At 41.3% G+C, this 24,960-nt stretch carries 23 protein-coding genes and 1 tRNA gene; 7 read left to right on the top strand and 17 right to left on the bottom strand.

Annotated features, from left to right (window positions below; all coding sequences use genetic code 11):
- Window positions 1-64 precede the first annotated feature (64 nt).
- The 9 genes from DJ568_RS09610 to ruvX form a co-directional block, all read right to left on the bottom strand.
- The gene (locus tag DJ568_RS09610) at window positions 65-1,654 is read right to left on the bottom strand and encodes a M1 family metallopeptidase (RefSeq protein ID WP_114005063.1); all 1,590 of its coding nucleotides are present in this window, start codon (window positions 1,652-1,654) and stop codon (window positions 65-67) included.
- Between the two features lie 186 nt (window positions 1,655-1,840).
- Window positions 1,841-3,169 carry a signal recognition particle protein gene (gene ffh, locus DJ568_RS09605; RefSeq protein ID WP_114005062.1) on the bottom strand — a complete coding sequence of 443 codons (1,329 nt, stop codon included), beginning with the start codon at window positions 3,167-3,169 and terminating at the stop codon, window positions 1,841-1,843.
- A 71-nt stretch (window positions 3,170-3,240) separates the two neighbouring features.
- The gene (locus tag DJ568_RS09600) at window positions 3,241-4,278 is read right to left on the bottom strand and encodes a DUF3078 domain-containing protein (RefSeq protein ID WP_114005061.1); all 1,038 of its coding nucleotides are present in this window, start codon (window positions 4,276-4,278) and stop codon (window positions 3,241-3,243) included.
- A gap of 56 nt (window positions 4,279-4,334) precedes the next feature.
- Window positions 4,335-4,658 carry a hypothetical protein gene (locus tag DJ568_RS09595; protein WP_114005060.1) on the bottom strand — a complete coding sequence of 108 codons (324 nt, stop codon included), beginning with the start codon at window positions 4,656-4,658 and terminating at the stop codon, window positions 4,335-4,337.
- Between the two features lies 1 nt (window position 4,659).
- Window positions 4,660-5,430 carry a carboxypeptidase-like regulatory domain-containing protein gene (locus tag DJ568_RS09590; RefSeq protein ID WP_114005059.1) on the bottom strand — a complete coding sequence of 257 codons (771 nt, stop codon included), beginning with the start codon at window positions 5,428-5,430 and terminating at the stop codon, window positions 4,660-4,662.
- 26 nt (window positions 5,431-5,456) lie between these two features.
- On the bottom strand, window positions 5,457-6,287 hold the full coding sequence (locus DJ568_RS09585) for a glucosaminidase domain-containing protein (RefSeq protein WP_114005058.1): 831 nt from the start codon (window positions 6,285-6,287) through the stop codon (window positions 5,457-5,459).
- A 48-nt stretch (window positions 6,288-6,335) separates the two neighbouring features.
- A complete protein-coding gene (locus DJ568_RS09580) occupies window positions 6,336-6,878 on the bottom strand; it encodes a glycoside hydrolase family 73 protein (RefSeq protein WP_114005057.1) in 543 nt (180 codons plus the stop codon).
- Window positions 6,879-6,880: 2 nt separating this feature from the next.
- Window positions 6,881-7,519, bottom strand: coding sequence for an O-methyltransferase (locus DJ568_RS09575; protein WP_114005056.1), 639 nt, complete (start codon window positions 7,517-7,519; stop codon window positions 6,881-6,883).
- A 121-nt stretch (window positions 7,520-7,640) separates the two neighbouring features.
- The gene (gene ruvX, locus DJ568_RS09570) at window positions 7,641-8,057 is read right to left on the bottom strand and encodes a Holliday junction resolvase RuvX (RefSeq protein ID WP_114005055.1); all 417 of its coding nucleotides are present in this window, start codon (window positions 8,055-8,057) and stop codon (window positions 7,641-7,643) included.
- A 164-nt stretch (window positions 8,058-8,221) separates the two neighbouring features.
- On the opposite strand from ruvX, the gene DJ568_RS09565 reads away from it, so the two are divergent.
- The 4 genes from DJ568_RS09565 (at window position 8,222) to rmuC (ending at window position 12,803) form a co-directional block, all read left to right on the top strand.
- The gene (locus tag DJ568_RS09565) at window positions 8,222-9,388 is read left to right on the top strand and encodes a DNA polymerase III subunit (RefSeq protein WP_114005054.1); all 1,167 of its coding nucleotides are present in this window, start codon (window positions 8,222-8,224) and stop codon (window positions 9,386-9,388) included.
- A gap of 2 nt (window positions 9,389-9,390) precedes the next feature.
- Window positions 9,391-10,809: a regulatory iron-sulfur-containing complex subunit RicT gene (gene ricT, locus DJ568_RS09560; protein ID WP_114005053.1), complete on the top strand. Its 1,419-nt coding sequence runs from the start codon at window positions 9,391-9,393 to the stop codon at window positions 10,807-10,809.
- Window positions 10,810-10,818: 9 nt separating this feature from the next.
- A complete protein-coding gene (locus DJ568_RS09555; protein ID WP_114005052.1) occupies window positions 10,819-11,274 on the top strand; it encodes a gliding motility lipoprotein GldH in 456 nt (151 codons plus the stop codon).
- Between the two features lie 149 nt (window positions 11,275-11,423).
- Entirely contained in the window at window positions 11,424-12,803 is a 1,380-nt protein-coding gene (gene rmuC, locus DJ568_RS09550) for a DNA recombination protein RmuC (protein WP_114005051.1), read from the top strand.
- Here the strand turns inward: rmuC and DJ568_RS09545 are convergent.
- Genes DJ568_RS09545 through nadA form a run of 3 tightly spaced genes read right to left on the bottom strand, consistent with a single transcriptional unit; the run spans window position 12,800 to window position 15,710 of the window.
- On the bottom strand, window positions 12,800-13,648 hold the full coding sequence (locus DJ568_RS09545) for a hypothetical protein (protein ID WP_114005050.1): 849 nt from the start codon (window positions 13,646-13,648) through the stop codon (window positions 12,800-12,802). The two genes, rmuC and DJ568_RS09545, sit on opposite strands and share 4 nt — an antisense overlap.
- A gap of 6 nt (window positions 13,649-13,654) precedes the next feature.
- Window positions 13,655-14,701, bottom strand: a complete 1,047-nt coding sequence (gene thiL / locus DJ568_RS09540) for a thiamine-phosphate kinase (RefSeq protein ID WP_114005049.1) — start codon at window positions 14,699-14,701, stop codon at window positions 13,655-13,657.
- Between the two features lie 16 nt (window positions 14,702-14,717).
- Window positions 14,718-15,710 carry a quinolinate synthase NadA gene (gene nadA, locus DJ568_RS09535; protein WP_114005048.1) on the bottom strand — a complete coding sequence of 331 codons (993 nt, stop codon included), beginning with the start codon at window positions 15,708-15,710 and terminating at the stop codon, window positions 14,718-14,720.
- 408 nt (window positions 15,711-16,118) lie between these two features.
- Between nadA and nadB the strand changes: the two genes are divergently transcribed.
- Window positions 16,119-17,711: an L-aspartate oxidase gene (nadB, locus tag DJ568_RS09530; protein ID WP_114005047.1), complete on the top strand. Its 1,593-nt coding sequence runs from the start codon at window positions 16,119-16,121 to the stop codon at window positions 17,709-17,711.
- 22 nt (window positions 17,712-17,733) lie between these two features.
- On the opposite strand, the gene DJ568_RS09525 is transcribed toward nadB, so the two are convergent.
- A tRNA-Gly gene (locus DJ568_RS09525) sits at window positions 17,734-17,806 on the bottom strand.
- A 40-nt stretch (window positions 17,807-17,846) separates the two neighbouring features.
- Here DJ568_RS09525 and DJ568_RS09520 point away from each other — a divergent pair.
- Both DJ568_RS09520 and DJ568_RS09515 read left to right on the top strand, forming a co-directional pair.
- Window positions 17,847-18,266: an energy transducer TonB gene (locus DJ568_RS09520; RefSeq protein ID WP_114005046.1), complete on the top strand. Its 420-nt coding sequence runs from the start codon at window positions 17,847-17,849 to the stop codon at window positions 18,264-18,266.
- Between the two features lie 2 nt (window positions 18,267-18,268).
- Complete coding sequence (locus DJ568_RS09515; protein WP_114005045.1) at window positions 18,269-18,781, top strand: gamma carbonic anhydrase family protein; 513 nt, start codon at window positions 18,269-18,271, stop codon at window positions 18,779-18,781.
- Here DJ568_RS09515 and DJ568_RS09510 read toward each other — a convergent pair.
- The 4 genes from DJ568_RS09510 to DJ568_RS09495 form a co-directional block, all read right to left on the bottom strand.
- On the bottom strand, window positions 18,771-20,327 hold the full coding sequence (locus DJ568_RS09510) for an Ig-like domain-containing protein (protein ID WP_262510674.1): 1,557 nt from the start codon (window positions 20,325-20,327) through the stop codon (window positions 18,771-18,773). The two genes, DJ568_RS09515 and DJ568_RS09510, sit on opposite strands and share 11 nt — an antisense overlap.
- Window positions 20,328-20,524: 197 nt before the next feature.
- Window positions 20,525-22,387 (bottom strand): tRNA uridine-5-carboxymethylaminomethyl(34) synthesis enzyme MnmG, encoded by a 1,863-nt coding sequence (mnmG, locus tag DJ568_RS09505; protein WP_114005043.1) that lies wholly within the window; start codon window positions 22,385-22,387, stop codon window positions 20,525-20,527.
- A gap of 51 nt (window positions 22,388-22,438) precedes the next feature.
- On the bottom strand, window positions 22,439-24,304 hold the full coding sequence (locus DJ568_RS09500; protein WP_114005042.1) for an ABC-F family ATP-binding cassette domain-containing protein: 1,866 nt from the start codon (window positions 24,302-24,304) through the stop codon (window positions 22,439-22,441).
- Complete coding sequence (locus DJ568_RS09495) at window positions 24,301-24,957, bottom strand: NAD(P)H-binding protein (protein ID WP_114005378.1); 657 nt, start codon at window positions 24,955-24,957, stop codon at window positions 24,301-24,303. The genes DJ568_RS09500 and DJ568_RS09495 overlap by 4 nt, the downstream gene beginning before the upstream one ends.
- Window positions 24,958-24,960: the final 3 nt, after the last annotated feature.

Below are 24,960 nucleotides of genomic sequence, written 5' to 3'. Positions count from 1 at the left end.
ATAGCGTTTATTTGCAGGCGAAAGATAAAGATTTTAATGTGTGAGTGAAAGTACCGCTTATCTATCATTCTTTAATGCTGTAATCCGGATTTTCCATAACTATTTCGGCAAGGCTGTTCACATCCGGGTCGAACCCTATTTCAGTCACTGGCAGTGGTACCTTTATAGTACTGGATCTTTCTTTTATAGTGATAGTATGTTTTTCATGGTTCACTATATACTCAAGCGGCATGTCATACAAAAAGTCTTGCTGCTGAGTTATTTTTATAAGTAGCTTACCGGACTCCGTAGTGGTATCAAAGGTCACCTTCAATACCGGGTGTCCGGGGGTATGAAGCCATTGGGTAAAAAATTGCTGCAGATTTTGGCCGCTTGATTTTTCCATTACGGCTATAAAGTCTGCTGTACCGGCATTGCTGTTTTTATATTGTGCATAGTACGCTCTTACTCCCTGCCAAAAAACTGTATCGCCAAGTTTGCGGCGTAGCATATGAAGCACCCAGGCAGCTTTTTGATAGCTGTTAGCATTTAAAATATCGGTATAATCTTTAGCGTGCAAACTATCTACAATTGGCGTCCGCCGCTCCTTTTCAAAGCCAAAAATTTTTTTCTTATCTGCCATCAACCGCTGATTCAGGCTGTCAGTGCCATACTTGTGTTCATGGTAATAATGGGTTAAAAAAGTGGCGAAGCCTTCGCTAAGCCATACATCCCTGTAGGTCTTTTCTGTTGCAGCATCGCCAAACCACTGGTGGGCAATCTCATGCGCAACCAGCGCCTCTATCTCCTTGTCATCAACTGAGTTTTCATAATAAAATATGGCGCTGGCATTCTCCATTCCACCCCACTTGGTTTTCGACTGCACATTAGCTAGCTTTTTATAGGCATATGGCCCCAGCTTATTAATAAGAAACGGCAGAACTTCTTTTGCATACGCGTAGCTTTTAAACCCGGCCGAAGTATCTTGCGGAAAAACGTATGAATAAATGGGTATGCCGGTTATGGTTCCGTGATTTTTCACGGCAAACCGGGCAACTCCTATAACCATTAATTTTGTAGGGATGGGCACAGTTTCTTTCCAGGCTGTCACCCGGTAGCTGCCTTTTTTAAACTCGCCGTTTTTAACGCCATTTGCAATTACCCTGTACTTTGAGGGCGCTTTAACAACAAATTCTACCGCTGCCTTGTCCGCAACATCATCAACACAGGGCAGCCAGTTATGGGCCCGCCGTAGCCAGTTATCTCCGAAAAAGGTGCGTTCGCCATGGTCGTTAGTCGATATAATGAGGCCGTCGGCCGGAATGCCACTGTATTTTATAACATAACTATGCTTAGTGTTGGCTTTTGCCCGGGCAAATATTTTTAAAGCATCACCCTGATGTTCAAAACGCAGTGGCTTACCTTTTTCTGTTACAGATGTTACCAGCATGCCTTTTCCTGTGGCATCTTTTTTTACTAAATCAAGTTGTACGTGTTCTGTATCTTTTAAAACGTTGACGGTTACAGTGGCTGCTCCTTCTATAACATTATTTTGATCTGTTAAGCTAATTCTGAAAGTGTATTTTTCTACATCAACCGGTGACCCCGGCACTTGGGCATATCCCGTTATTAATGACAGTGCTAAAAAGCTTAAACAGGTTACGAATTTCTTCATCGCTATACTTTATAGTAAATATAATTCTTTATCAAGTATTCTCGCAACTTAAAGCAAATTGACCGGTTAGTATCTACCTCGGTATTTACCCGTGAAACACGGATCCTTGCACCCAAGTAACCGTGTTTCAAATGAAAAAAGCCGCCTAAATATCGAAACGGCTTTAAATCTCTAATGTACAATTTCTTACATCTTCGGCATCCGCTTCATCATGCTGGCCATGGCGGCAGGGTTGCTCATTTGTTTCATCACCTTGCGCATATCTTCAAACTGCTTAATAAGGCGGTTTACTTCTGCCAGGTCGGTGCCTGAGCCTTTAGCTATGCGATTGCGGCGGCTTTGGTTAATGCTGTCAGGGTTTTCCTTTTCAAACGGCGTCATCGACTGGATGATGGCTTCTACTGATTTGAAGGCGTCGTCACTTACTTCAACGTCTTTCATCATTTTGCCAACACCGGGTATCATTCCCATCAGATCCTTCATGTTACCCATTTTTTTGATCTGCTGTATCTGGCTGTAAAAATCGTTGAAGTCAAATTTATTTTTACGTATCTTTTTTTGTAGTTCGGCCGCCTGCTTCTCGTCAAATTGCTGCTGCGCGCGCTCCACAAGGGATACCACGTCGCCCATGCCCAGTATACGTGAGGCCATACGGTCCGGGTGGAAAACGTCAAGCGCTTCCATCTTTTCGCCTGTACCAATAAATTTTATCGGCTTATCAACCACCGATTTTATTGACAGCGCTGCACCACCACGGGTGTCGCCATCAAGCTTGGTTAGTACCACGCCGGTAAAGTCCAGCCTGTCATTAAATACCTTGGCGGTATTTACAGCATCCTGGCCGGTCATGCTATCCACTACAAACAATATTTCTTGTGGATTAGTGGCAGCCTTTACCTGTTCAATTTCCACCATCATGGCCTCATCAACAGACAAACGGCCGGCGGTATCGATGATGACGATGTTATTGCCATTCTGTTTTGCCAGGGCAATACCTTCTTTTGCTATTGCAATAGGGTCTTTTGATTCACGGTTAGCATAAACAGGTACGCCTATCTGCGTGCCTAACACCTCCAGCTGGTCTATCGCTGCCGGGCGGTACACGTCATCAGCTACCAGTAAAGGTTTTTTATTTTTTTGAGTTTTAAGGAAATTGGCCAGCTTACCTGTAAAAGTGGTTTTACCCGCACCATTTAAGCCTGCTATCAATATAACAGTTGGCGAACCGGTAAGTTCAAGCTCTGTAGCTGTTCCGCCCATTAGTTCGGCCAGCTCATCATTCATGATCTTGGTAAGTAACTGGCCCGGCGATACCGCTGTAAGTACATTTTGGCCCAAAGCCTTCTGCTTTACCTCGTCGGTAAAGGTTTTTGCGGTTTTATAATTAACGTCGGCATCAAGGAGGGCTTTGCGTATCTCCTTCATGGTTTCAGCCACGTTTATTTCTGTAATACTGCCTTGTCCTTTCAGTACCTTAAAGGCCCTGTCTAACTTATCCGAAAGATTATCAAACATCTGTCACTCCAATTTTGAGGTGGCAAAGTTAACAAATTAGTTGTGAGTTAAGTAACAGGATTGCAAGCTGGTTAAGGGAATTTATACATGATACCCAAGGCTAAACCTTCGGTTGCCTGTATACCTGCAGCCATATCTTTATTGTATAGCGCTGTGCCGTTTATGGTAACGTTTATTAATTTATTCACCCGCGCCAGCAATGTAAGGTCAAGGCGGTGGTTTACAAAATCAAGCGGCCTGCCGTAGGGCACAAATAATGTATAACGCCAGTTAAGGTGCAGGTTCTGCATAATATCCTTATCAAATGACATTACACCCTGAAAGGCTAGATCATTACGGATCTTTTTTCCTATCGGCACACCGTAATTTGACGGCTGATTGCGGTATATAGCTGTATCTAACACTAACGTTTGCCGGGCCGTACCAGTGCCTAAGCGCACGTCAAAATATTTGGATGGCTTATACTCAAAACCTATTGATTCGGTGATATAACCCGGCGACAAGAAGCGGGATATAAGGATTGGCGGGTTAGGGTCGGGGTATTGGAAACCTTTATCTATTTGTGATTCAAAAGTTAACGAGCCGAAAAAATACCAGTTTTTCGACAACTTAGTCGCCAGCTTATTGTCAATAAACAGGCGGTCATTGGTTTTACGTGCGCTTTGTCCTTTGTTTTTTGACCGGCCATACAAAAAATTAATCTCGGCAGTATATATGAAGGGGGATTTGTTATACTCCGTTTTGTACACAATATTTGTACCTATAGCTATCGCACTCACACCGCCCGCACTCCAATTACTGCTAAACGCTACCTGGTTAAAGTTTATACCTACGGTAAGCCATTTGCGCCAGTGCTGAATTTCATAATCAGGCATTTCTATTGGGATAAACTGCGGGCGTACCTGCAACGGCCTGATACGTACCGGCAACGCATTTTTTCGTGGTTCGATGCGGAATTTGTTAAGCAGATTAGTGTCTACTCTAAATTCCGGCTTTATAGTATCTGCTTTAACTGAATCAGCACGTAGTGTGTCAGTAACCTGGGCTGCAGCAGGTACCAGGCAGCTAAAAAAAATCGCTAAAAAAACTATTGATGCCTTTTTTATCATTATAGCCGGTTAATCAGCAATCCTGTTCACTATTCGGGGCTAAATTAGGCAATGTTTTATAAATAATTACGCCATGCCCATACTACCCTGGTGGCGGTATACTTCAAATTTTTTTCGTTCGAATAGGCTTCACGTTCAAAAACAATGTTTTGATAAGCTTTATTGTGCTGGCGGTGTATTAATATGTTTACAATATAGTTAAGCAGGTATAAAATATAAAAGGGCATTACCAATAATTCAAGCTGTTGTTTAAGATGAATGCGCTCGTGATTGATGAGCACCTCATTTTGGATCGCCGCTTTGTTCCTAACTAAAATAACCGGGAAAACAGCCATCCCGTCTACCCATAAAAATGGTACAATAATAACGGGGTACTTCATTTTAAGGAATCAATGGCTGCAGGGTGAATGTTCTGGGGCTGCGCTTGTACCGCTTAAAATTGTTGCGTACAAAGCGTATAAATTCGTAATCGCTGGCGGTAGTAACAAAATAGTAACTGGGCCGGTACTTTTCCATAAAGTCAGTTAGCTTTTTATCCGTGAGGCCGGTAACGCTATTTACAAGGGTACGGTTAAATCGGTAGTCAATTACATTCTGCTGATAGTCTCGTTCAATTATTTGTTGCAGTTTTTCGGCGTTGCGACCGCTACGACTAAATGCATTGTATAGCGCGTCCAAACTAAAGCCCGCCCCGCTACCGGGTGAAAGACTTAGCAGATCGTTGTGCGCCAGCGAACCATATATCTTACTATAATCACGTTTAATGGCCAGCAGCCTTTTTTCGGGGGTGAGCAGCGTGTCGTTTATATCAACTTGCTGCAATTGTATGCCAGATGATTTCAGGTACACCGCCAATGTACGTTCATCGTCAACTTTTATGGTATCTGTACGGTAGCCTTCTTTTGTAAATACAAGCGCATCACCTTTACTGGCGTTTATTTTAAATTCGCCTTTTAAATTATTGTAAACCGATTGATTGGTTGATGTATTGAGCACCCGTATGCTGGCCAGGCGGGTTTTTGAGTCTTTATCGAACACTATTCCTTCTACCGATTTCTCCTGGGCAAAAGCATTAGTGACAGCACAAGATAACAGCAATAACCATAACTTCATTATGGGGCTAAAACTAACCTTTTGCAAAAGCCTGCTCATATAATTTAACAAAAATTAACAGTGGGTTATTGAGCTATAATAAGCTTTTGGCCAATTTTGATGTTGTTGTCGGCCATGTTGTTCAGCGTCTTCAGTTCATCAACAGTAATGTTGAAACGCCTGGAAATGTTGTATAGTGTATCGCCATGCTGAACAGTGTGCATTTTTTCGGCAGGAATGGTATTTACTACCGAGTCTCTTGCTTCTTTGCCTATATTGTTATTTATTTTGGCAAGCACACGGTCTTCACGTTTAATTTTCTGTTCTTCTGTTTCAGGCCGGTCAAAGCGGTCGAGCTCGTATTTTTTTATGGTGTTTATAAGCAGTTGCGGATATTTAGGGTTTGTGGCATAACCTGCCGCCTTTAAGCCGTAGGCCCAACCTTCGTAATCGTTTTTATCCAACTCAAACAAAGCGGCGTAGCGCTTTTTTTGCAAAAATACGGAGTGGTCACGAAACGACTCTTCGGGATTTTTATATACCCGGAAACAATCGTTGCTTTGGTCGTCGTCTTTGTAATACCCCTGACCTTTCCAATCACTTGTACATTTAATACCAAAATGGTTGTTGGCTACCTTTGCCAGTTCGCTATTGCCGCTGCCCGACTCATGCAACCCTTGCGCCAGTGTAATACTGGCCGGTATGCCGAATTGATTCATCTCTTTTACCGCTATGGCCTTAAAGCGGTCAATATATTGTAATGCCGTATAAGGTACGTAATTAGCAATGGCATCCCTGTTTGCCTTTTGTATGGTTTTATTATTACGGTGGGCCTGCCTATCGCTTATGGTCTTCTTTTTTGAAGAGCAGGATACAAGGGTTATTACAATTACAGATAGGAGAACAAGTTGACGCATACAAGTACTTCAAATTAACGGCCGGTGACACCAAATTTAAAGTAATTTTTATTTATCAGCGTTTTGGGCTAATTGTTGGGCGTCGTTAGATGCAACTTTTGCATCCAACTCGTAGAGGCCATATTTCTTGATTATGCCCATTACCTGTGAAGCCCAGGTTTTGCTGGTACAATAACCACTGCGTTGTATACCACGCGCCCATCCCTTGTAATCTGTTGATGAGAATTTATCGTTAAGATGAGAGAACTGTTTACGCTCAGTCATGATACGGGCAAAATCCTGGAACGACTCCAGTACCGACTCGTATTTTTTATAACGTGAGCGTACTTTGCGTTTGTGTTTATAATAAACTACAGTTTTGCCGCCCTTTATTCCAAACTGATTGTTCAGATTTTTAGCTATTGAGCTGTTTCCATTGCCTGATTCATGCATAGCTACAGCTAAAACTATACTTGCGGGTACGCCGGTCTCATTCATAATGCGAATGGCATTATCTTTGAACTGTTCGATATAGGTTTGTGAAGTATGTTTTTGCGCTGATGCCGCGAATGCGGTAATTGAGAATAGGGTAATAAATAAGAGTTTCTTCATAATTACTTTTTTCTGATGAGCAATAAGCCGTCACGAATGGGTAGAATAACCTTTTCAACCCTTGTGTCAACGCTTATTTGTTCATTTAGTTTGCGGATTTTTTGCGTATCAGTGTCTTTGTCATCCCCGTATACCTTTCCTTTCCACAAAACGTTGTCAATTATTATTAATCCTCCGGATCTTACTTTGTCAATTAATAACTCGAAATAAGTAAAATTATTTTGTTTGTCAGCGTCAATAAACAGAATATCAATGTCTTTCCAGTCAGAATCGCGTATTACAGCCTCAGCAGCGCCGAAATGCAGGCGTATTTTTTTCTCAACATTTGTGGATTTTATATTCTTCTCTATCGTTTCCGCCATCTCGGCGTTTACTTCAATCGTATGTAAAATACCTTCATCTGCCAAACCCTCAGCCAGGCAAATTGCTGAGTAACCTGTAAAAGTGCCAATCTCTACAATAAGTTTTGGCTGCATTATTTTGCTAAGCATGCTCAGCACCCGTCCCTGGTAATGGCCCGATAACATATGCGGTTTAAGCACACGCAGGTTCGTGTCGCGGTTTATCTTCTGCAGAGCATCCGGCTCCGGATCGGTATGTGCATCAAGATAATCTTGTAGGCGATTGTCTAAGATTTCCATCCTGCAAAAGTAAGCATTTTATATTTTACTGATTTTTAATACATTATGGAAACTCACTATACTATCTCGTTTCAACAAGCCCAGGCTGTTATGCCTTCAGTAAAATTCATTGTGGTTACCGTTATACCTGGTTTTTCATCTGCATCCACAATTGAAGCAATATCACTGCCGACACCGTATCTACCAACTCTTTACTCTGCCGCGCTTTTTTGCCCATGCCACTTTGCGCAATGGCCGCCGATGCCATTTTAGACGTAAAACGCTCATCCAGCATTTCAACCGGTATATCAGGGAAATTCTTTTTCAGCAAATTGACAAATCCTTTTACATGGACAGCCGATTGGGATGGGGTGTTATCCATCTGTTTGGGTTCGCCAACTATAAAGCGCTCCACCTGTTCGGTGAGCAGATATTTTTTCAGAAAATCTACAATCTGATTAGGGTGTATTGTATCTAACCCGGTTGCAATAATTTGCAGCGGATCAGTAACAGCTATACCTATTCGCTTGGTACCATAATCAAAAGCCATTATCCTCATGATGGATTTGCGGTGTTAGATTTGAAATTTCAAAAGTACAGTAAAAAATTAACTCAGTTTGTTATGTTGATGTGGAGCTTGCATTGAACAATTATTGTTCATGAGCTTTTCCGCTCCAAATCCTCGTCTCATACTCACTTCTAAAAAATCATTATCTTGCACCAATGCAGTTTAAGGACATAGTTGGGCAGCATGCTGTAAAGCATCGTTTAATAAATTCTGTTGTTGAGAATAGGGTGAGCCACGCCCAGTTGTTTTTAGGTCCGGAGGGTTCCGGCAGCCTGGCCTTGGCTGTGGCTTACGCACAATACCTATGCTGTGAGGATAAGCAACCTAACGACTCGTGCGGGGTGTGCCCGGCCTGCCGCAAGTATCAAAAACTGATGCATCCCGATCTTCACTTTTCTTACCCGTTTTTTGCAAAAGATAAAAACGATACCGCGCTTACTTTTATTGAGCAATGGCGGGATGCGCTTACTAATCAACCTTATTTAAGCCTTGATGCCTGGCGTGGTTACCTGGATGCTGAAAATAAACAGGCCAATATAAACATAGCCGAATGCCACCAGATTATAAAAAAACTAAGTTTAAAGCCCTTTGAGTCGCAATATAAGGTGTTGATACTATGGTTGCCTGAGTACCTTGATAAAGAAGGGAACGCGCTTTTAAAAATTATTGAAGAACCGCAGCCAAATACCTTGTTTTTACTGGTGGCTCAAAATCAAGACCAGATATTGAACACCATTCTCTCGCGTACCCAGTTAATAAAAATACCGGCTTTATCTTACGCCGATATAGAGCAATATCTGGTAGATGAACAAAATCAGCCAAAAAACACGGCTGCAGAGGTAGCTTATTTAAGTAATGGCAATATGGCCGAAGCGCTGGCCATGTTGCAGCATGATGCAAAAGGTTATCATAACCTATTTGTGCAATGGCTGCGCATATGCTACGGCAACAAAGGGATAGAAGTAGTAAGTTTTGTAGACCGCCTAGCAAAAATAGGACGCGAAAACCAAAAGAATTTTTTACGCTATGGCATCAGCTTCGTGCGTGAGTGTTGCCTGCTGCTTGCCGGAGCGGATGATTTAGTGCATTTACCGGCGCAGGAACTTGAAACTGCCCGTAAAATGGTACTTGTTAATGAAAAAGGCAGGCAGGTGATGGATATTAACGCGGCTCAGGCCGTTATCAATGAGTTAGAGAAAGCTCATTATCACGTAGAAAGAAATGCAAACCCTAAAATTTTATTTTTAGATGTATCTTTACAAATTATAAAGTTTATATTTTTTAAAACGATCCCTGCGGGGACACACTATATACCAAATTAATTATGGGATGCGGAAGTTGCTCAACGGGAGGTTGTACCCCCGCTGGCTGTAAAAGTAATGGCGCTTGCCTTACTAACGGTTGCAGCAAATTAGATGTTTACGACTGGCTGTCGCACATGGACATGCCGGCAAATTATAAGCCTTTTTCGATTGTAGAAATTAAGTTCAAGGGATCGCGTAAGGAGTTTTACAAAAACGTTGATAATATTTACCTGGAAGCCGGTGAACTGGTAGCTGTTGAGACTACCACTGGTGGGTTTGATATCGGGCACGTATCGCTTACCGGCGAACTGGTGCGTATGCAAATGACCAAGCGCCATGTAAAAGAGGCGGATGTTGTTAAAAAAATATATCGCAAAGCTACTGCAGCTGATGTAGATAAATGGAAAGCTGCAAAGGATTTGGAGTGGGAAACCATGCACAAAACCCGCAAACTTGCTTTGGAACTTAATTTATCAATGAAGATAAGTGATGTAGATTACCAGGGCGATAAAACAAAAGCTACCTTTTATTACACGGCAGAAGGGCGGGTAGATTTTAGGGAACTGATAAAGCGTATGGCTGAGGCTTTCAGGATACGTATTGAAATGCGCCAGATAGGTATGCGCCAGGAGGCCAGCCGCCTGGGTGGCATAGGGTCATGCGGGCGTGAGTTATGCTGTTCAACCTGGCTAACCGACTTTAAAACGGTTTCCACAGCCGCGGCACGCTATCAAAACCTTTCACTCAATACATTAAAATTAGCCGGCCAATGCGGCAAGCTAAAGTGCTGCCTTAACTATGAGCTCGACACCTACATGGATGCGCTAAAGCACATTCCTGATAACGTTAACGTACTACGTACCGAAAAAGGCGATGCCCGCCTGCAAAAAACAGACATCTTTAAAAAACTGATGTGGTTTAGCTACCCAGGCGAAGAGAATTGGGTGCCGGTTAAAATATCAAGGGTTAAGGAAATACAAAGGTTTAACAGCGAAGGTGTTTTTCCGGCAGAACTTGTAGAAGTAGCAGAGGAAGTTACACAACCGGCAAGAGCACTTGATTATGAAAATGTGGTAGGCCAGGATAGCCTGACCCGTTTGGACGAACGCAACCGCAACAAAAAGAAAAACAAAAGCAGGAATAAAAACAGCCGTGGCGGCCAGCAAAATGCAGGCGGCGATAACAGGCAGCAACCAAATAACAAACAACCTTCGCCACCGCAGCAAACGGCGCAATCAAAGCCATCTATAGCCCGCGAAGAACTGCGGAATCCGGCAGGCAGCAAGCCACCCGGTAGTCGTCCGCAGGGCAACAGGCCGGATGGGGGAGGAAAGCAGGACGGCACCCGTAATGACCGCAACCGCAATAACCGGAACAGGCCACGGCCAAATAATCCTAACAATCAAAATAACAGTCCGAAGCCGCCTACTGATAACTAAGTGTAGTAAATGAGAGCGTTATTATTGTTGTTGTTAATTGTTGCCCTTTTTGTGTCCGGTTGTACCGATCCAAACCGGGTTATAGATAACAATGCGGAGATACCTAACCAAACTTGGTCATACACTAATAAGCTGAAGTATGATGTGAAGATAGAGGACGAAGCCTCGGCTTATAACCTGTACTTTAATCTCCGTGTAACCGGCGATTATAAATATTCAAACATATTTATCATTTTAAAACATGATGATAAATCCAAAACCAGGTATGAGTTTAAACTGGCCAATCCGGACGGCGAGTGGCTTGGCTCGGGCTCTGGTAACTTGTACAGCTATCGCTTCGCTTTACGCACAAAATATAAGTTTCCGGCCAAGGGCCTTTATCATTTTGAGATTGAGCAAAACATGCGCGATAATCCTTTGCCGGGTGTAATAAACGCCGGCTTAAGGGTTGAGAAAGATAGATAACCAGTTAGAGTTGCACTACTGCAGCCGGTAAGAAATTAAGCAAGGGATATTATACACTGTTTCGTTACCCATCCTGGTAACGTATTTAAGCGGAGGTTTATATTGCCATTATAAATATATTACTTAGTTTTGCTAATATTTTTATCAAAATGGTTCCTGTTATTTTAATTGTCGCTTCTATTATCATTCTTTTAGTAGCCGTTTTTATTTATATTAAACGTCCGGGTGCAGCTGGCGGTATTAACCTTGATGAGCTAAATCAGCTTAAAAAGGAAAATGACAATCTTAAAATAAATATAGCCAAGGCGGAAGAGAGGGCTTTGGGCCTGGGCGCAGAGCGCGATAAAGCCGACCGGCTGCTGCAGGAAGAGCGTCTGCGTTATGATGCGGAGCGTACTGCTTTAAATCAAGACTTGCTAACCGAAAAAAACCGCATGGCTAAAGCCGAAGAGTCATTCAAAGCACAGCGCGAACGGTTGATGGAGCAAGAAAAAACCATCCAGGAAATACAACAAAAATTCCAGTTAGAGTTCCAAAACGTAGCTAATAAACTCCTGGAAGAAAAGTCGCAAAAATTTGTAGAAACTAACCGCGCTAACCTGGATGTGCTGTTGAATCCGCTGAAAGAAAATATTAAAAACTTTGAGGAAAAAGTTGATAAGGTTTACAATATGGAAGCCGCCGGGCGTAATGAACTTAAAGGCGTTATTACGCAGTTAATGGAACTGAACCGGCAAATAAGCAGCGAAGCGCAAAACCTTACCAAAGCGCTTAAAGGCGACAATAAAAAGCAGGGTAACTGGGGCGAGGTGATACTTGAGCGGGTACTTGAGCGATCGGGCCTAACCCGCGACAGCGAATACCGGATACAGGCCAGCATGATAGCGGCCGATGGAAGCCGTTTACAGCCCGATGTGATAATAGACCTGCCGGACGAGAAACATTTGATTATAGATTCGAAAGTATCGCTTATTGCTTACGAAAAATTGGTTAACTGCGAAACCGAGGAAGAGCGCAAGCTTTTTTCTGTTGAACACGTTAAGTCTATACGAAGCCACGTAACTGGTCTTTCGTCAAAAAATTATCATGACCTGTACCAGATTAATTCACCTGATTTTGTACTGCTTTTTATACCTATAGAATCGTCTTTCAGCTTCGCTGTGCAAATTGATGCAGAGCTATTTAGCGACGCCTGGGATAAGCGTGTGGTTATTGTAAGCCCGTCAACATTATTAGCAACCCTGCGTACCATAGCTAGTATGTGGAAACAGGAGCGGCAAAACCGAAACGTACTTGAGATAGCGCGTTTGAGCGGATCCATGTATGATAAATTTGTTGGCTTTGTAAATGATATGGAAAGCATTGGCAAGAACATCAAACAAAGCCAATCGGCTTATGATAATGCCATTAACAAACTTACTGAGGGTAATGGCAATTTGACTGTTACCGCCGATAAGATTAAAAAATTGGGTGCTAAAGCCAACAAGCAGCTCGATCAAAAATATATCGGGGATGCGGAGGCAGATTAGTTAACATTTACAGTGTAAACAAACTTCATATCCGCGTTGCCTTCCATAACAACCTTATTTACATCCATGGTATAGCCAAAGTTGAAATCGCTGCTATAAATATTTATAAACCTGGTTTTTAAAGAATACTCCATTTTGCCTTTGCCGCCGCCCTTCATTTTCATACTTGCGCCATTGTTCATGGGCACTTCCATAGTCAGGGATTGGTCAACGTCAAAATAAGCAATGTCATTTACTATATTATTTAGTTTGTATGCTGTATTTATCAGCATTTCCATGTTTTTACCTGCTACAGGCATGCTCATAGGCACATCCTGCTTAAAAGTTTGCCCAACGGCTATGCCTTCCGCCGGAAATTTAAACTGACCCTGCAGCTCTGTTATACTGTTTATTACAGCCTGCTTCGTTGGCTCGTCAAGAATTTTGCCCGGCATCGAATCTATTTTTATGCCGCCGGAAGCATCATACCTTGCATAAATCTTTGCTCCGTTTAACGGGGTTGCGGGTATAGGAATTTTCTCACCATTCATGGTACCTGTAATATCCATTTTATCATATGTCATTACTACCGGGTACTCATTTTTTGCATCCTTTTTTCCTGCCTTTACGCCTATTTGCATATCATAGTTCATTATCATTACCATAGGCATTTTCACTCCAGAACCTTTCATGGCTTTTATCTGGGCAGTGTCGCCTTTAAAATCCATGGTCATATTCATATCCATTTTTGTAGATACGGCGTAGTTGTTGTTAGGGAGGTAGTTAATGTTAAAAATTATCTTTTTTTGAGCAGATAAATTAAATACAGCTAAAAGAAGTGTAATTAGTGATAAAGCTTTTTTCATTTTTGGTTATGTAAGGTTAGTAAACGCGTTCCATCCCTGCGCTTTCAAAGGGTGCACATTGCCTTGTTTGGTTATTAAATTACAACCTGCGGCTGCATCTGTTATGTGCCCTATAATGGTAAAATCCATTTTAAATTTTATTTTATCATAGTCGGCCTGCTTAACAGTAAAAAGCAATTCGTAATCCTCACCTCCGCTTAAAGCGCATATTGTTGGATCAAGATGAAACTCCCGGGCGGTTTCAAAGGTCATCGGATCAAGCGGTATTTTCTCTTCGTAAATATTACAGCCTTTATCACTTTGCTTACATATATGCAATATTTCTGACGCTAAACCGTCAGACACATCTATCATAGCAGTTGGTTTTACACCTATATCTTTCAGCAGCTCCACTATATCTTTACGGGCTTCGGGCTTTAACTGGCGCTCAACGATATAATCCTTACCTTCTAAATCAGGTTGTATTTTGGGGTTTTCCAGGTACACTTGCTTCTCTCGCTCCAACAGCTGCAAGCCTATATAAGCGCCCCCTAAATCTCCCGAAACGCATACTAAATCGTCTTCTTCCGCCGTATTACGGTATACTATGTCATGCTCTTCAGCATATCCTATAGACGTTACGCTTATAACCAGGCCCTGCTTTGAGGCACTCGTGTCACCACCTACAATATCCACATTATACTTATCGCACGCTATATAAATCCCTTCGTATAATTCTTCTATGGCTTCCAGGGGAAATTTGCTTGACAAGCCTAGTGAAACGGTAACCTGTGTAGCGATACCATTCATTGCATAAATATCACTCAGGTTAACCTGTATGGCTTTGTAGCCTAAATGTTTCAGGGGAGTGTACGCTAAATCAAAGTGTATTCCTTCCAATAGCATATCAGTTGACACCAATAGCTTTTTCCCCGAATGATCCAACACCGCCGCATCGTCACCTACACCTTTTATTGTACTGGGTTGCCCTAGCTTTATATTTTTAGTAAGGTGTTTAATTAAACCAAACTCACCCAGCTGCTCAATATTTGTATGCTCTTTATTATCAAACATTTAATATTTCATTTACTTACAAACCTAACCTTGCCGATATGTCCAGCATTCTCTCTATTGGCTTTACCGCCTTTTCAATGATATCTGCAGGTACAAATATTTCGGGCACCTCATTTTTTAAACACAGGTATAACTTTTCCAGCGTGTTCCTTTTCATGTGCGGGCAATCATTACAAGCGCAGGCATTATTAGGTGGCGCAGGAATAAATACTTTATCGGGATTATCTTTTTGCATCTGGTGTAAAATGCCCGATTCAGTAGCTACTATAAATTCCTTATCAGGATTATTTGTAGCATATTTTAATATCCCCGTTGTTGAGCCTATATAATCGGCCATTTCCAAAATAACGTCTTCACATTCAGGATGCGCCAGTAGCTTTGCACCCGGATGACGTTCTTTTAAGCGGGTAATTTTCTCTCTCGAAAATATTTCGTGCACCATACAGGCACCATTCCACAACACTAAATCACGGCCTGTTTTTTTAGCTACCCAGGCACCCAAATTTTTGTCAGGCCCAAATATTATCTTCTGATCAGCAGGCAGGCTTTCAACAATCTGTACCGCATTACTTGATGTACAAACTATATCGCTTAACGCTTTTAACTCGGCAGTACAGTTTACATAAGTAATAACCAGGTGATCAGGATACTTCTCCTTAAATTTTTTAAAAAGATGTGGCGGACAACTGTCTGCTAAGGAACAACCTGCCTTTATATCGGGTAGTAATACCTTTTTTCCGGGCGATAATATTTTGGCTGTTTCTGCCATAAAGTGCACCCCGGCGAACACGATAATATCGGCATCGGTTTTAGCTGCCTGCTGCGATAGGCCAAGGCTGTCTCCAATATAATCTGCAATGTCCTGTATATCCCCGTCCTGGTAATAATGCGCAAGTATAACTGCATTCTTTTGTTTTTTTAACTTCTCAATTTCTTCAAAAAGGTCAAGCGATGGATCTATCTCCTCGTCTACAAAACCTTTTACATTTAATTCCTCTAAGGTATCCATTTCAACAATTCAAGTAATAACAATATCTTTTTATATTAAAATAAAACTATTGTTATTAGGGTGTTAGTTATGTTTAAAAGTAGTGATACAAAGTACGTAAAAAGTTGTTTCTAATATTTTACTAACAGTTTTAAACCGTTTTATATTTTTTATTTTATTGAATATTAGATTGATGTGATAAACAACTTTTACTTTAAAACATTTTTTGTTAATAATTTATTGATAGCATAATTGTTAATTTCCGTGGTTATAAAGCTTATAAGTAACGTAAAAATTTACGGTATACAGCGCGAAAATAGGGGTTACCAACGTCTTTATCTTTTATTCTTTTTTTACTTACATAAAATTAACAAGTTTTATACGCCTTGTTAACACAACACTTACTTTTACACAACTTATATTAGATATATGGCGCGTACTGTTGATTTCCTGATTATCGGATCGGGCATAGCCGGGTTAAGTTTTGCACTAAAGGCTGCCAAGCATGGTAATGTTCTGATAGTTACAAAAGCAAATGAAGATGAATCAAACACTAAGTATGCCCAGGGAGGGGTAGCGGTGGTTGTGGATAAAAAAGAAGATTCCTTTGAAAAACACATCCAGGATACGTTAATAGCGGGCGACGGGCTATGCGACCCCACGGTAGTAGAAGCTGTGGTAAAAGAAGGGCCGGAGAGAATACGGGAAATTATTGATTACGGAACCAACTTCGATAAAACCAACGAAGGTATATATGACCTGGCTAAAGAGGGTGGTCATTCTGAATACCGGGTATTACATTATAAGGATATTACCGGCTTTGAGATGGAGCGTGCGTTACTTGAACAAATACATAGTAACCCCAATATCGAGATTCTTACACACTACTTTGCGGTTGATTTGATGACCCAGCATCACTTAGGTGAATTTGTGGATAAATCATCAAAGGATATAACCTGTTACGGTATATATGCTTTTAATACACAAACAAGGTCTGTAGAAAAGATATTATCAAAAGTTACGGTAATGGCCTCAGGAGGCGCCGGTCACATTTACTCAGTAACTACTAACCCTACTATAGCTACCGGTGATGGGGTGGCCATGGTATATCGCGCAAAGGGTAAAGTGCGCAATATGGAGTTCATCCAGTTCCATCCAACGGCGTTATATAATCCGGGAGAGTATCCGTCATTTTTAATATCCGAGGCGGTACGGGGCTTTGGCGGCGTATTACGCCGGATAAATGGCGAAGAGTTTATGCATGAATATGACGAGCGTAAATCACTTGCCCCGCGTGATATAGTTGCCAGGGCAATTGACGCCGAAATAAAAAAATCGGGTGAAGATTTTGTATACCTGGATATTACACATCGTAGCCGCAAAGATATATTGCAGCATTTCCCTAACATATATGCCAAGTGTTTAGAAATGGGTTTGGACATGAGTAAGGATATGATACCGGTAGCACCCGCAAGTCATTATATGTGTGGCGGAGTGCTGGTTGATCATGCAGGAAAGTCGTCTATTGCGCGTTTATATGCGTGTGGCGAATGCGCATCAACTGGGCTACACGGTGCTAATAGGCTAGCATCCAATTCATTACTTGAAGCTTTGGTATTCGCCCACAGAATATATGAGGACGCCAAAACGGTTTTTGAAGATGCTGAGATTCCATCTGGTATCCCTGATTGGAATGAGAAAGGTGTACAATTATCTAATGAGGATATATTGGTTACACACAACATTCGTGAAATGCAAAAGTTGATGAATGATTATGTTGGCATTGTAAGGTCTGATTTCAGATTAGAGCGTGCCATGCGCCGGTTAGGTTTGCTGTACGAAGAAACAGAGGAATTTTATAAAAGAACTAAATTATCGGTGAAGCTTTGCGAATTGCGTAACCTGATCCAGGTGTCGTACATTGTAGTAAAGTCGGCCATGATGCGCAAGGAAAGCCGCGGGTTGCACTATAATACAGATTATCCAGAACATGCAGAATCGTTGGAGGATACGGTATTTTAGCGTTCACCAAGAAGGGTGCCAGAGCGAAAAACGGGGTTCGAACCCGCGACCTTCAGTTTGGGAAACTGATGCTCTACCAGCTGAGCTATTTTCGCTTATGTGCTGCTAAAGTATAAAATATATTTAATTTTAGATATGAAAATGAAGCAGTGCTTGCAGACATTATCCATTATGTTTTTATTACTGTTTGCACAAGGCGTACACGCCCAGCAGGATTCAATAATTAGTCAGGCCGATACTGCGTTTAAAAGAGATTTGTTAGTGGGTCCACAATTTCCGGGTGGTTTCTCAGAAATGAACAGGTTTTTAGAAAAAAATTTAAAATATCTAGATATGACAGAGCACGATATTCAAGGAAAGGTTTATATTGAAGTTGTCGTAGAAAAAGACGGAAGCCTGTCATCAGTTATAATAACCAAAGGAGTATCAGGGCGTATTGATAAAGAAGCGCTTAGATTAGTTTCACTAATGCCTGCATTTGTACCAGGAACTAAAAATGGTTTGCCCGCCAGATTTAGTTATAGTTTTCCGTTAAATTTCGCACTACAATATTAATTATGCCGCTTATATTACCTGTAAAGGATAAATTGCCAACTTGGGGTGAAGGATGTTATATTGCCGATAATGCCACTATTGTTGGCGATGTGGTAATGGGCGATAATTGCTCGGTATGGTTTAATGCTGTGGTTAGGGGAGATGTGCATTATATTAAGATAGGCGACAATACCAACATACAGGATGGCGCGGTGATACACGCTACTTACTTAAAGGCGGCAACCAACATTGGCAGCAATGTATCTATAGGGCACAACGCTATCGTACATGGCTGTACAGTGCAAAACCATGTGTTAATAGGCATGGGCGCAATCGTGATGGATCACGCTATCGTTGAAGAATTCGTTATCGTAGCTGCGGGAGCCGTAGTACTTGAAAATACGGTTTGCGAAAGCGGTTATCTATATGCCGGCACGCCGGCTAAAAAAATTAAACCGATAACAGATGAGCAGCGCTTGATGCTGAAACGCCTGCCTGAAAATTATATTATGTATTCAGGGTGGTTTAAGGATTAATAGGTTCTTTCGGTATGGTAACCGCGTCTTCAGCATCCCAGTTAGGCCGTAATGTTATCTCTTTTTCGTAAACCCAAATATTCTCCGGCATTACTTTTTGGCGCACATTACCGCTATCCCATCTGCCGTTTTTGTTATTGTCGTATATAACCCGCACAGTATATTTTCCCGAAGGGTAATTATTGTACACTACCGACGTGTTTTTAGTGATAACATCCGTGCGTAAAACGTTTTTTTCGTCTCGGGATAGTTCAACTATATACGACTTGCCGGGCTCAGGCACAGTCATTTTTAAAGTTAAGATACTATAGTTTTCGGGTTTATCAATAGTGAAGGTTTTCAAACCCTTTTCATTTTTGTTTCCAAAAATGTTAGTTATCGCCCCGTCACCAAACTCAAGCGTGTAGCCCACGTTTTGTTTCCATCGGTACTTTAAAAGAAGCCTCCTTGCTAAGGTATCTTTAACTATCGTAAAGTTACGCACAATGGCCGAGTCTTCTTTTAACGTGATAAAACCAGTGTTAAAGCTTTCTACCGGTAAATTTGATATAATCTGCAGATCTGTACCCGGCTTTAACTTGTCGGTAGTTAAATTAAAGGATATATTGACGGATTTGGAAAAGGATTCTTTTCTGTTTTTTCTAAGCACAACCGTATCAATTGGCTTATTATTGTCGGATAATGCCACACGTATAGAATCAAAGTCCATATTACGCATATAGATCAAGGCAGAATCGTTTTTGTTGCTAAATTCTACTATCCTTTGATTATCCAGCTCCGCTGGCGACAATATTTTAACAGCCGGGTTAAAAAGCTTTTTATTAAAGGATAGGAGTATTTTTCCGTCGGTATCAAATCTTCTTTCTATAAACCTGAACTTTTCCGGTTCCTGCACAAATAGTTTTAGCTGAATGTTAGATGTATCGGTTGTTAAGTTGATCGTATCTTTTATAAAGGCTACCAGTTCTGCCTCATTATCATATATTTTGTTAGGACTGGTTTCCTTTAAGCCGTATATGGTGTATTTACCCTCAGCCAGGTTATTGAGGCTAAAATTCCCGGATGAGTCAGTTGTTGCAAATATGGATGGCTTTTTCCTGGAATAAAACAAGGAGTCTTTGCTCAGCGGAAATAACATCACGGTAGCATCTTTTTCCTTTTCCTGTGTCTGTGTATTGGTTACAGACCCGGTAATGCTCAAAGAGTCGATATGCGGACCTGTTGAAAAAACATACGTAAAATTTTTCATAGCGTTAGCTTCGTTGACGTCTACAATCGCTTTACCAAAGTTTATTACATACGTAGTGTTTTTTTGAAGCGAATCTTTAAACTCAATGATCAGGTTTTTCTTTCTTACTTTATACTCGGGTAATTTTTCTTGAGCGGGGCTTATGCTTATTTCCTGGTACTGATTGGTCAGTTTATAAAACTCGTCAAATTCCATGTCAATTTCTTTTGCATTGAAATTTCTTGTCATGTTTGGGGGGGTAGCCTTTAAAAGTTTGGGAGGAGTGAGGTCTCTGGGCCCGCCCTCTGGTCTTTGCATGTTTGCGCAACCATAAAGCACAAAAAAACCAATAAGATATATCCAATTTTCTCTAAAAAATGACGGTTTGCGTTTTAAGACCATTTTTAAGGCGTATAAGCGATTTTTTATTTTTGATGAAAGATATTATTAAAAAACTAAAATATGGCCGCTAGTGTAAAATATTAAAAATGTCTGATTTTCAATAAGTTATACGGCTATCTTGTCAAATGTACCATTAATACCGAAATATCTGAAGGCGACACTCCCGAAATGCGCGATGCCTGACCTAGCGTTCTCGGTTTTATTTTCATCAATTTCTCCCTGGCTTCTTTTGATACTGAAACAAGCTGATGATAATTAAAGTCCGGATTAATAGCACGGTCTTCCATCTTTTTCATCTTCTCAACTATCTCCAATTCTTTTTCAAAATAACTCTCATATTTAATTTTTATTTCAGCTTGCTCAACAGTTTCTTTATCAAAGCATGATAAGAGTTCGTTTAACGCAATGTCCGCTTTCCGTAAATCATTAAATGATACTTGCGGACGACTTAATAAATTGAACAACTTAGCATTTTGATTTATTGCGCTGGTTTCTAATTCTTCGAGCAGTGTGTTCACGTTCGCTGGCTCTATAGCATGCGATTTGGTGTACGCCACAATCGCATCTGAATTTTTAACCTTTTCGTTAACTTTTGCCAATCGTTCGTCGCTTATTAACCCTAGTTCGTATCCAATAGGGCTTAAGCGGATGTCGGCGTTATCCTGCCGCAGCAATAAGCGATGCTCGGCCCGTGACGTAAACATGCGATAGGGTTCTTCAGTTCCCTTTGTCACTAGGTCATCGATAAGGACGCCGATATATGATTCAGACCTTTTCATGATTAACTCATGTTTGTCATGCACTTTTTGATGCGCGTTAATTCCTGCAATAAATCCTTGCGACGCCGCTTCCTCGTAACCGGTAGTACCATTTATCTGCCCTGCAAAAAATAAGTTGCTAATTAGCTTGGTCTCTAAAGTGAGCGCAAGCTGGGTAGGGGGGAAGTAATCGTATTCAATAGCATAACCAGGCCTGAACATTTTTGCATTCTCAAAACCCGGAATTTTAACGAGTGCCTTATATTGCACATCTTCTGGTAAGGAGGTTGAGAAGCCGTTCACATATATTTCAACAGTATTCAACCCTTCCGGTTCTACAAATATCTGGTGCCGCTCCCGCTCTGCAAACCTGTTAATTTTATCTTCTATTGAGGGACAGTAACGCGGGCCAAGACCTTTGATCCGTCCGGTAAACATTGGTGAGCGTTCAAAACCCTCCTTTAGTGTTTCATGAACGTCTGTATTGGTATAGGTTATCCAGCAGCAGCGTTGTTCCTGTATTTGTTCCACATCAGTGTATGAAAAGCGGCCGCGCTCCTCGTCGCCCCATTGCTCTTCCATAAGGGCATAGTTAAGACTTCTGCCGTCGATCCGCGGTGGTGTGCCCGTCTTCATCCTGCCAGCTTCGAATCCTAGCTCGGTTAATTGCTCAGTTAATCCAGTCGCTGCTTTTTCCCCTGTGCGGCCCCCACCGAAGCGTTTTTCTCCGATATGTATTACGCCATTTAAAAATGTACCGTTAGTTAATACGACCGATTCTGCCTCAATTTCAACACCAATGGACGTACGCACGCCGCATACAGTATTGTTTTTTACTATGAGCGAGCTTACCATGTCCTGCCAAAAATCGACATTAGTAGTTTTTTCGAGCGCCGAACGCCATTCTTCAGCAAACTTCATCCTATCACTCTGCGCCCTTGGGCTCCACATGGCGGGTCCTTTTGACTGGTTCAACATTCTGAATTGAATAGAGGTTTTATCTGTAATAATCCCAGAATAACCACCCATGGCGTCTATCTCGCGAACTATTTGCCCTTTAGCCACCCCACCCATCGCTGGATTGCAGCTCATTTGCGCAATTGTGCCCATATTCATGGTAATTAGAAGCACAGACGACCCCATGTTTGCTGCTGCGGCTGCTGCTTCACAACCGGCGTGGCCAGCCCCTACCACTATAACATTATACTTTTTAAACATAATTCCTCCATGTTCCACGTGGAACAATGTATTAGTGTTCCACGTGGAACATCATGTGTTCTTTAATTCACTTAATTCAAGCCACCTTAGGCTCTTCTCGTCTAAGTCCTGGTTGAGCTTGGTTATACTGGATATAACGTCGTTTAGATGCTCAGCACTTATATCTGAAGTATTTAACTCGGCATTGGCTCGCTTAAGTTGATCTTCTATAAATGATATGTTGGCTTCAAGCTCGTCGAGCTCTTTCTGCTCTTTAAAACTTAATTTGTTTTTTTGAACCTTCTCCGATAATGCTATAGCAGGCGCCGGTTTTTGCTTGGCAGCCTGTTTTGCTTCTTCTTGCTCTATTCTATATGACGAATAGTTACCGTTAAATATCCTTACGCTGCCCTTTCCTTCCATAATAAAAAGCTGATCGGCCATTTTATCAAGCAAATATCTGTCGTGCGACACAATCATTAATATGCCATTGTATCCTGTCAGAAAATCTTCCAGCACATTTAAGGTATCTATATCTAAATCATTAGTAGGCTCATCAAGTATCAGAAAATTCGGATTTTTCATTAAAATACGCATTAACTGCAGTCTCTTTTTTTCGCCTCCGCTTAAATTAGCCACAAAGCCGTGTTGCTTTTTAGGTGGAAATAGAAATAATGTTAACAATTGCGATGCTGATATCATTTTTCCATCAGCCATTGTAATATACTCGGCCACGTTTTTAACTATATCAATCACGCGTTCATCTTCTTTAAAAGTTATACCGGATTGATGAAAGTAGCCCATAACAGTAGTTTCACCTTTGTCTACCTGCCCGGAGTCTGCTTGAAGATTGCCGGTTATAAGGTTCAGCAGCGTAGACTTACCGCTGCCGTTCTTACCTGCTAAACCAATCCTGTCGCCCTTTTTAAATGTGTAACTGAAATCGTTTATTAAGTTGATGCCTTTAAAAGACTTAGCAACATGATGCAGTTCCATTATTTTATTACCCTGCCTGGCCGTTTTAATACTTAGTTCTACCTTTTCTTTAGGACCTGCATTTTTAGTTTTCTCTTCCAGTTCATAAAAGGAGTTGATGCGCGATTGCGATTTGGTTCCCCTTGCTTGGGGTTGCCTTCGCATCCATTCCAGTTCCTTTTTCAGTAACTGAGTGTTTTTATGAAACTGGGTTTCGTCAGTTGCTTCGCGTTCAGCTTTTTTCTCTAAGTAATAGCCGTAATTGCCGTTATATGTAAATATCTTACCTCTATCAATCTCAATAATTTCATTACATACATTATCGAGGAAATAACGGTCGTGAGTGACCATTAATATGGTTTTATTACCCTCGGTAAGTGATTTCTCAAGCCATTCAATAGTGTCTATATCCAGATGATTAGTAGGCTCATCCAAAATGTAAATATCCGGATCTTCAATAAGCAGCCGCGCAAGCGCCAGACGTTTTTTTTGTCCCCCGGATAAAGAGGAAATGTCCTGATTAAGATGATGTATATCTAAACGCCCTAATATGGTCTTTATTTTATACTCATATTCCCACGCGTCTACCTCGCTTAATTCCTCCATCACTTTTTCCAGCGCTTTAGCGTTATCCGCATCGTTCTCCAACAACTCTTCGTATTTTTTAATTAGTTGTTGCTGTATGTTATCTTCATGGAAAATGTAATCACTTATAGTAAGTGAATTTTTAAAACCAGGATCTTGATCAAGGTAGCCCACCCTTAGGTCCCTACTTCTTACAACTTTTCCCTCGGTTGGCGAAAACAGCCCGGACAATAATTTAAGCAAGGTTGATTTACCGGCGCCATTAATACCTACGAGGGCTACTCGGCGTCCCCGGTTAATACCTATTGTTAAATTTTTAAAAAGCCAGTGGTCATGAAAAGAATGACCCAGATTTTCCGCTGATATGTAAGTACTCACGCTAATAATTTTATTTTATCTGAAGGGTAGGTGAAAACTCCTTCATGTAATTTCAATGATTGATTAACCATAGCCTTTGCTACGGTAAAAGCAGGTATACTGCGATACTTTTTCAAACCTCCCAGTAATAACGGATCAAGTACTGAAAAAACAGGCCCTGCAATAATTTCACCTAAACGAGTCTCGTTTTCCCTTCCGGTTAAAAATGACGGTTGGTAAATATCAATACGCCGCATACCTGATTTAATCACATCCAACTCTGTTTCGCCTTTGGTGCGTAAATAAAACTGGGATGACCCTGCGTTTGCGCCGATTGCTGAAACCAGGTGATATTGGTTAACGCCATTTTGCGCTGCCAGTTGTGCCAGCTTAACAGGATAATCGTGATCGATCATTCTATAAATGTTCTTATCAGGCGTTTTTGCTTTAGTTGTGCCAAGGCAACAAAACAAAGCGTGACCTTCGATGATGTTGGCATAGTTATCAAGTTCTTCAAACCTTGTAACAACCTGTAGTAGCTTAGGGTGCGTAATTGGCAATAAATTGCGTACCAAAATTACAACTTCATTATACTCTTGATTATTAAGCAAAAGCTGTACTAACTTACTGCCAATTAGTCCGCTTGCCCCAGCTATGATTGCCTTGTATGCCATTTG

Source organism: Mucilaginibacter hurinus, from assembly GCF_003324525.1.
GTDB classification, from domain to species: domain Bacteria; phylum Bacteroidota; class Bacteroidia; order Sphingobacteriales; family Sphingobacteriaceae; genus Mucilaginibacter; species Mucilaginibacter hurinus.
The sequence above is the reverse complement of the archived record's forward strand: the minus strand, read 5'-3'. Positions and strand labels throughout refer to the sequence as shown.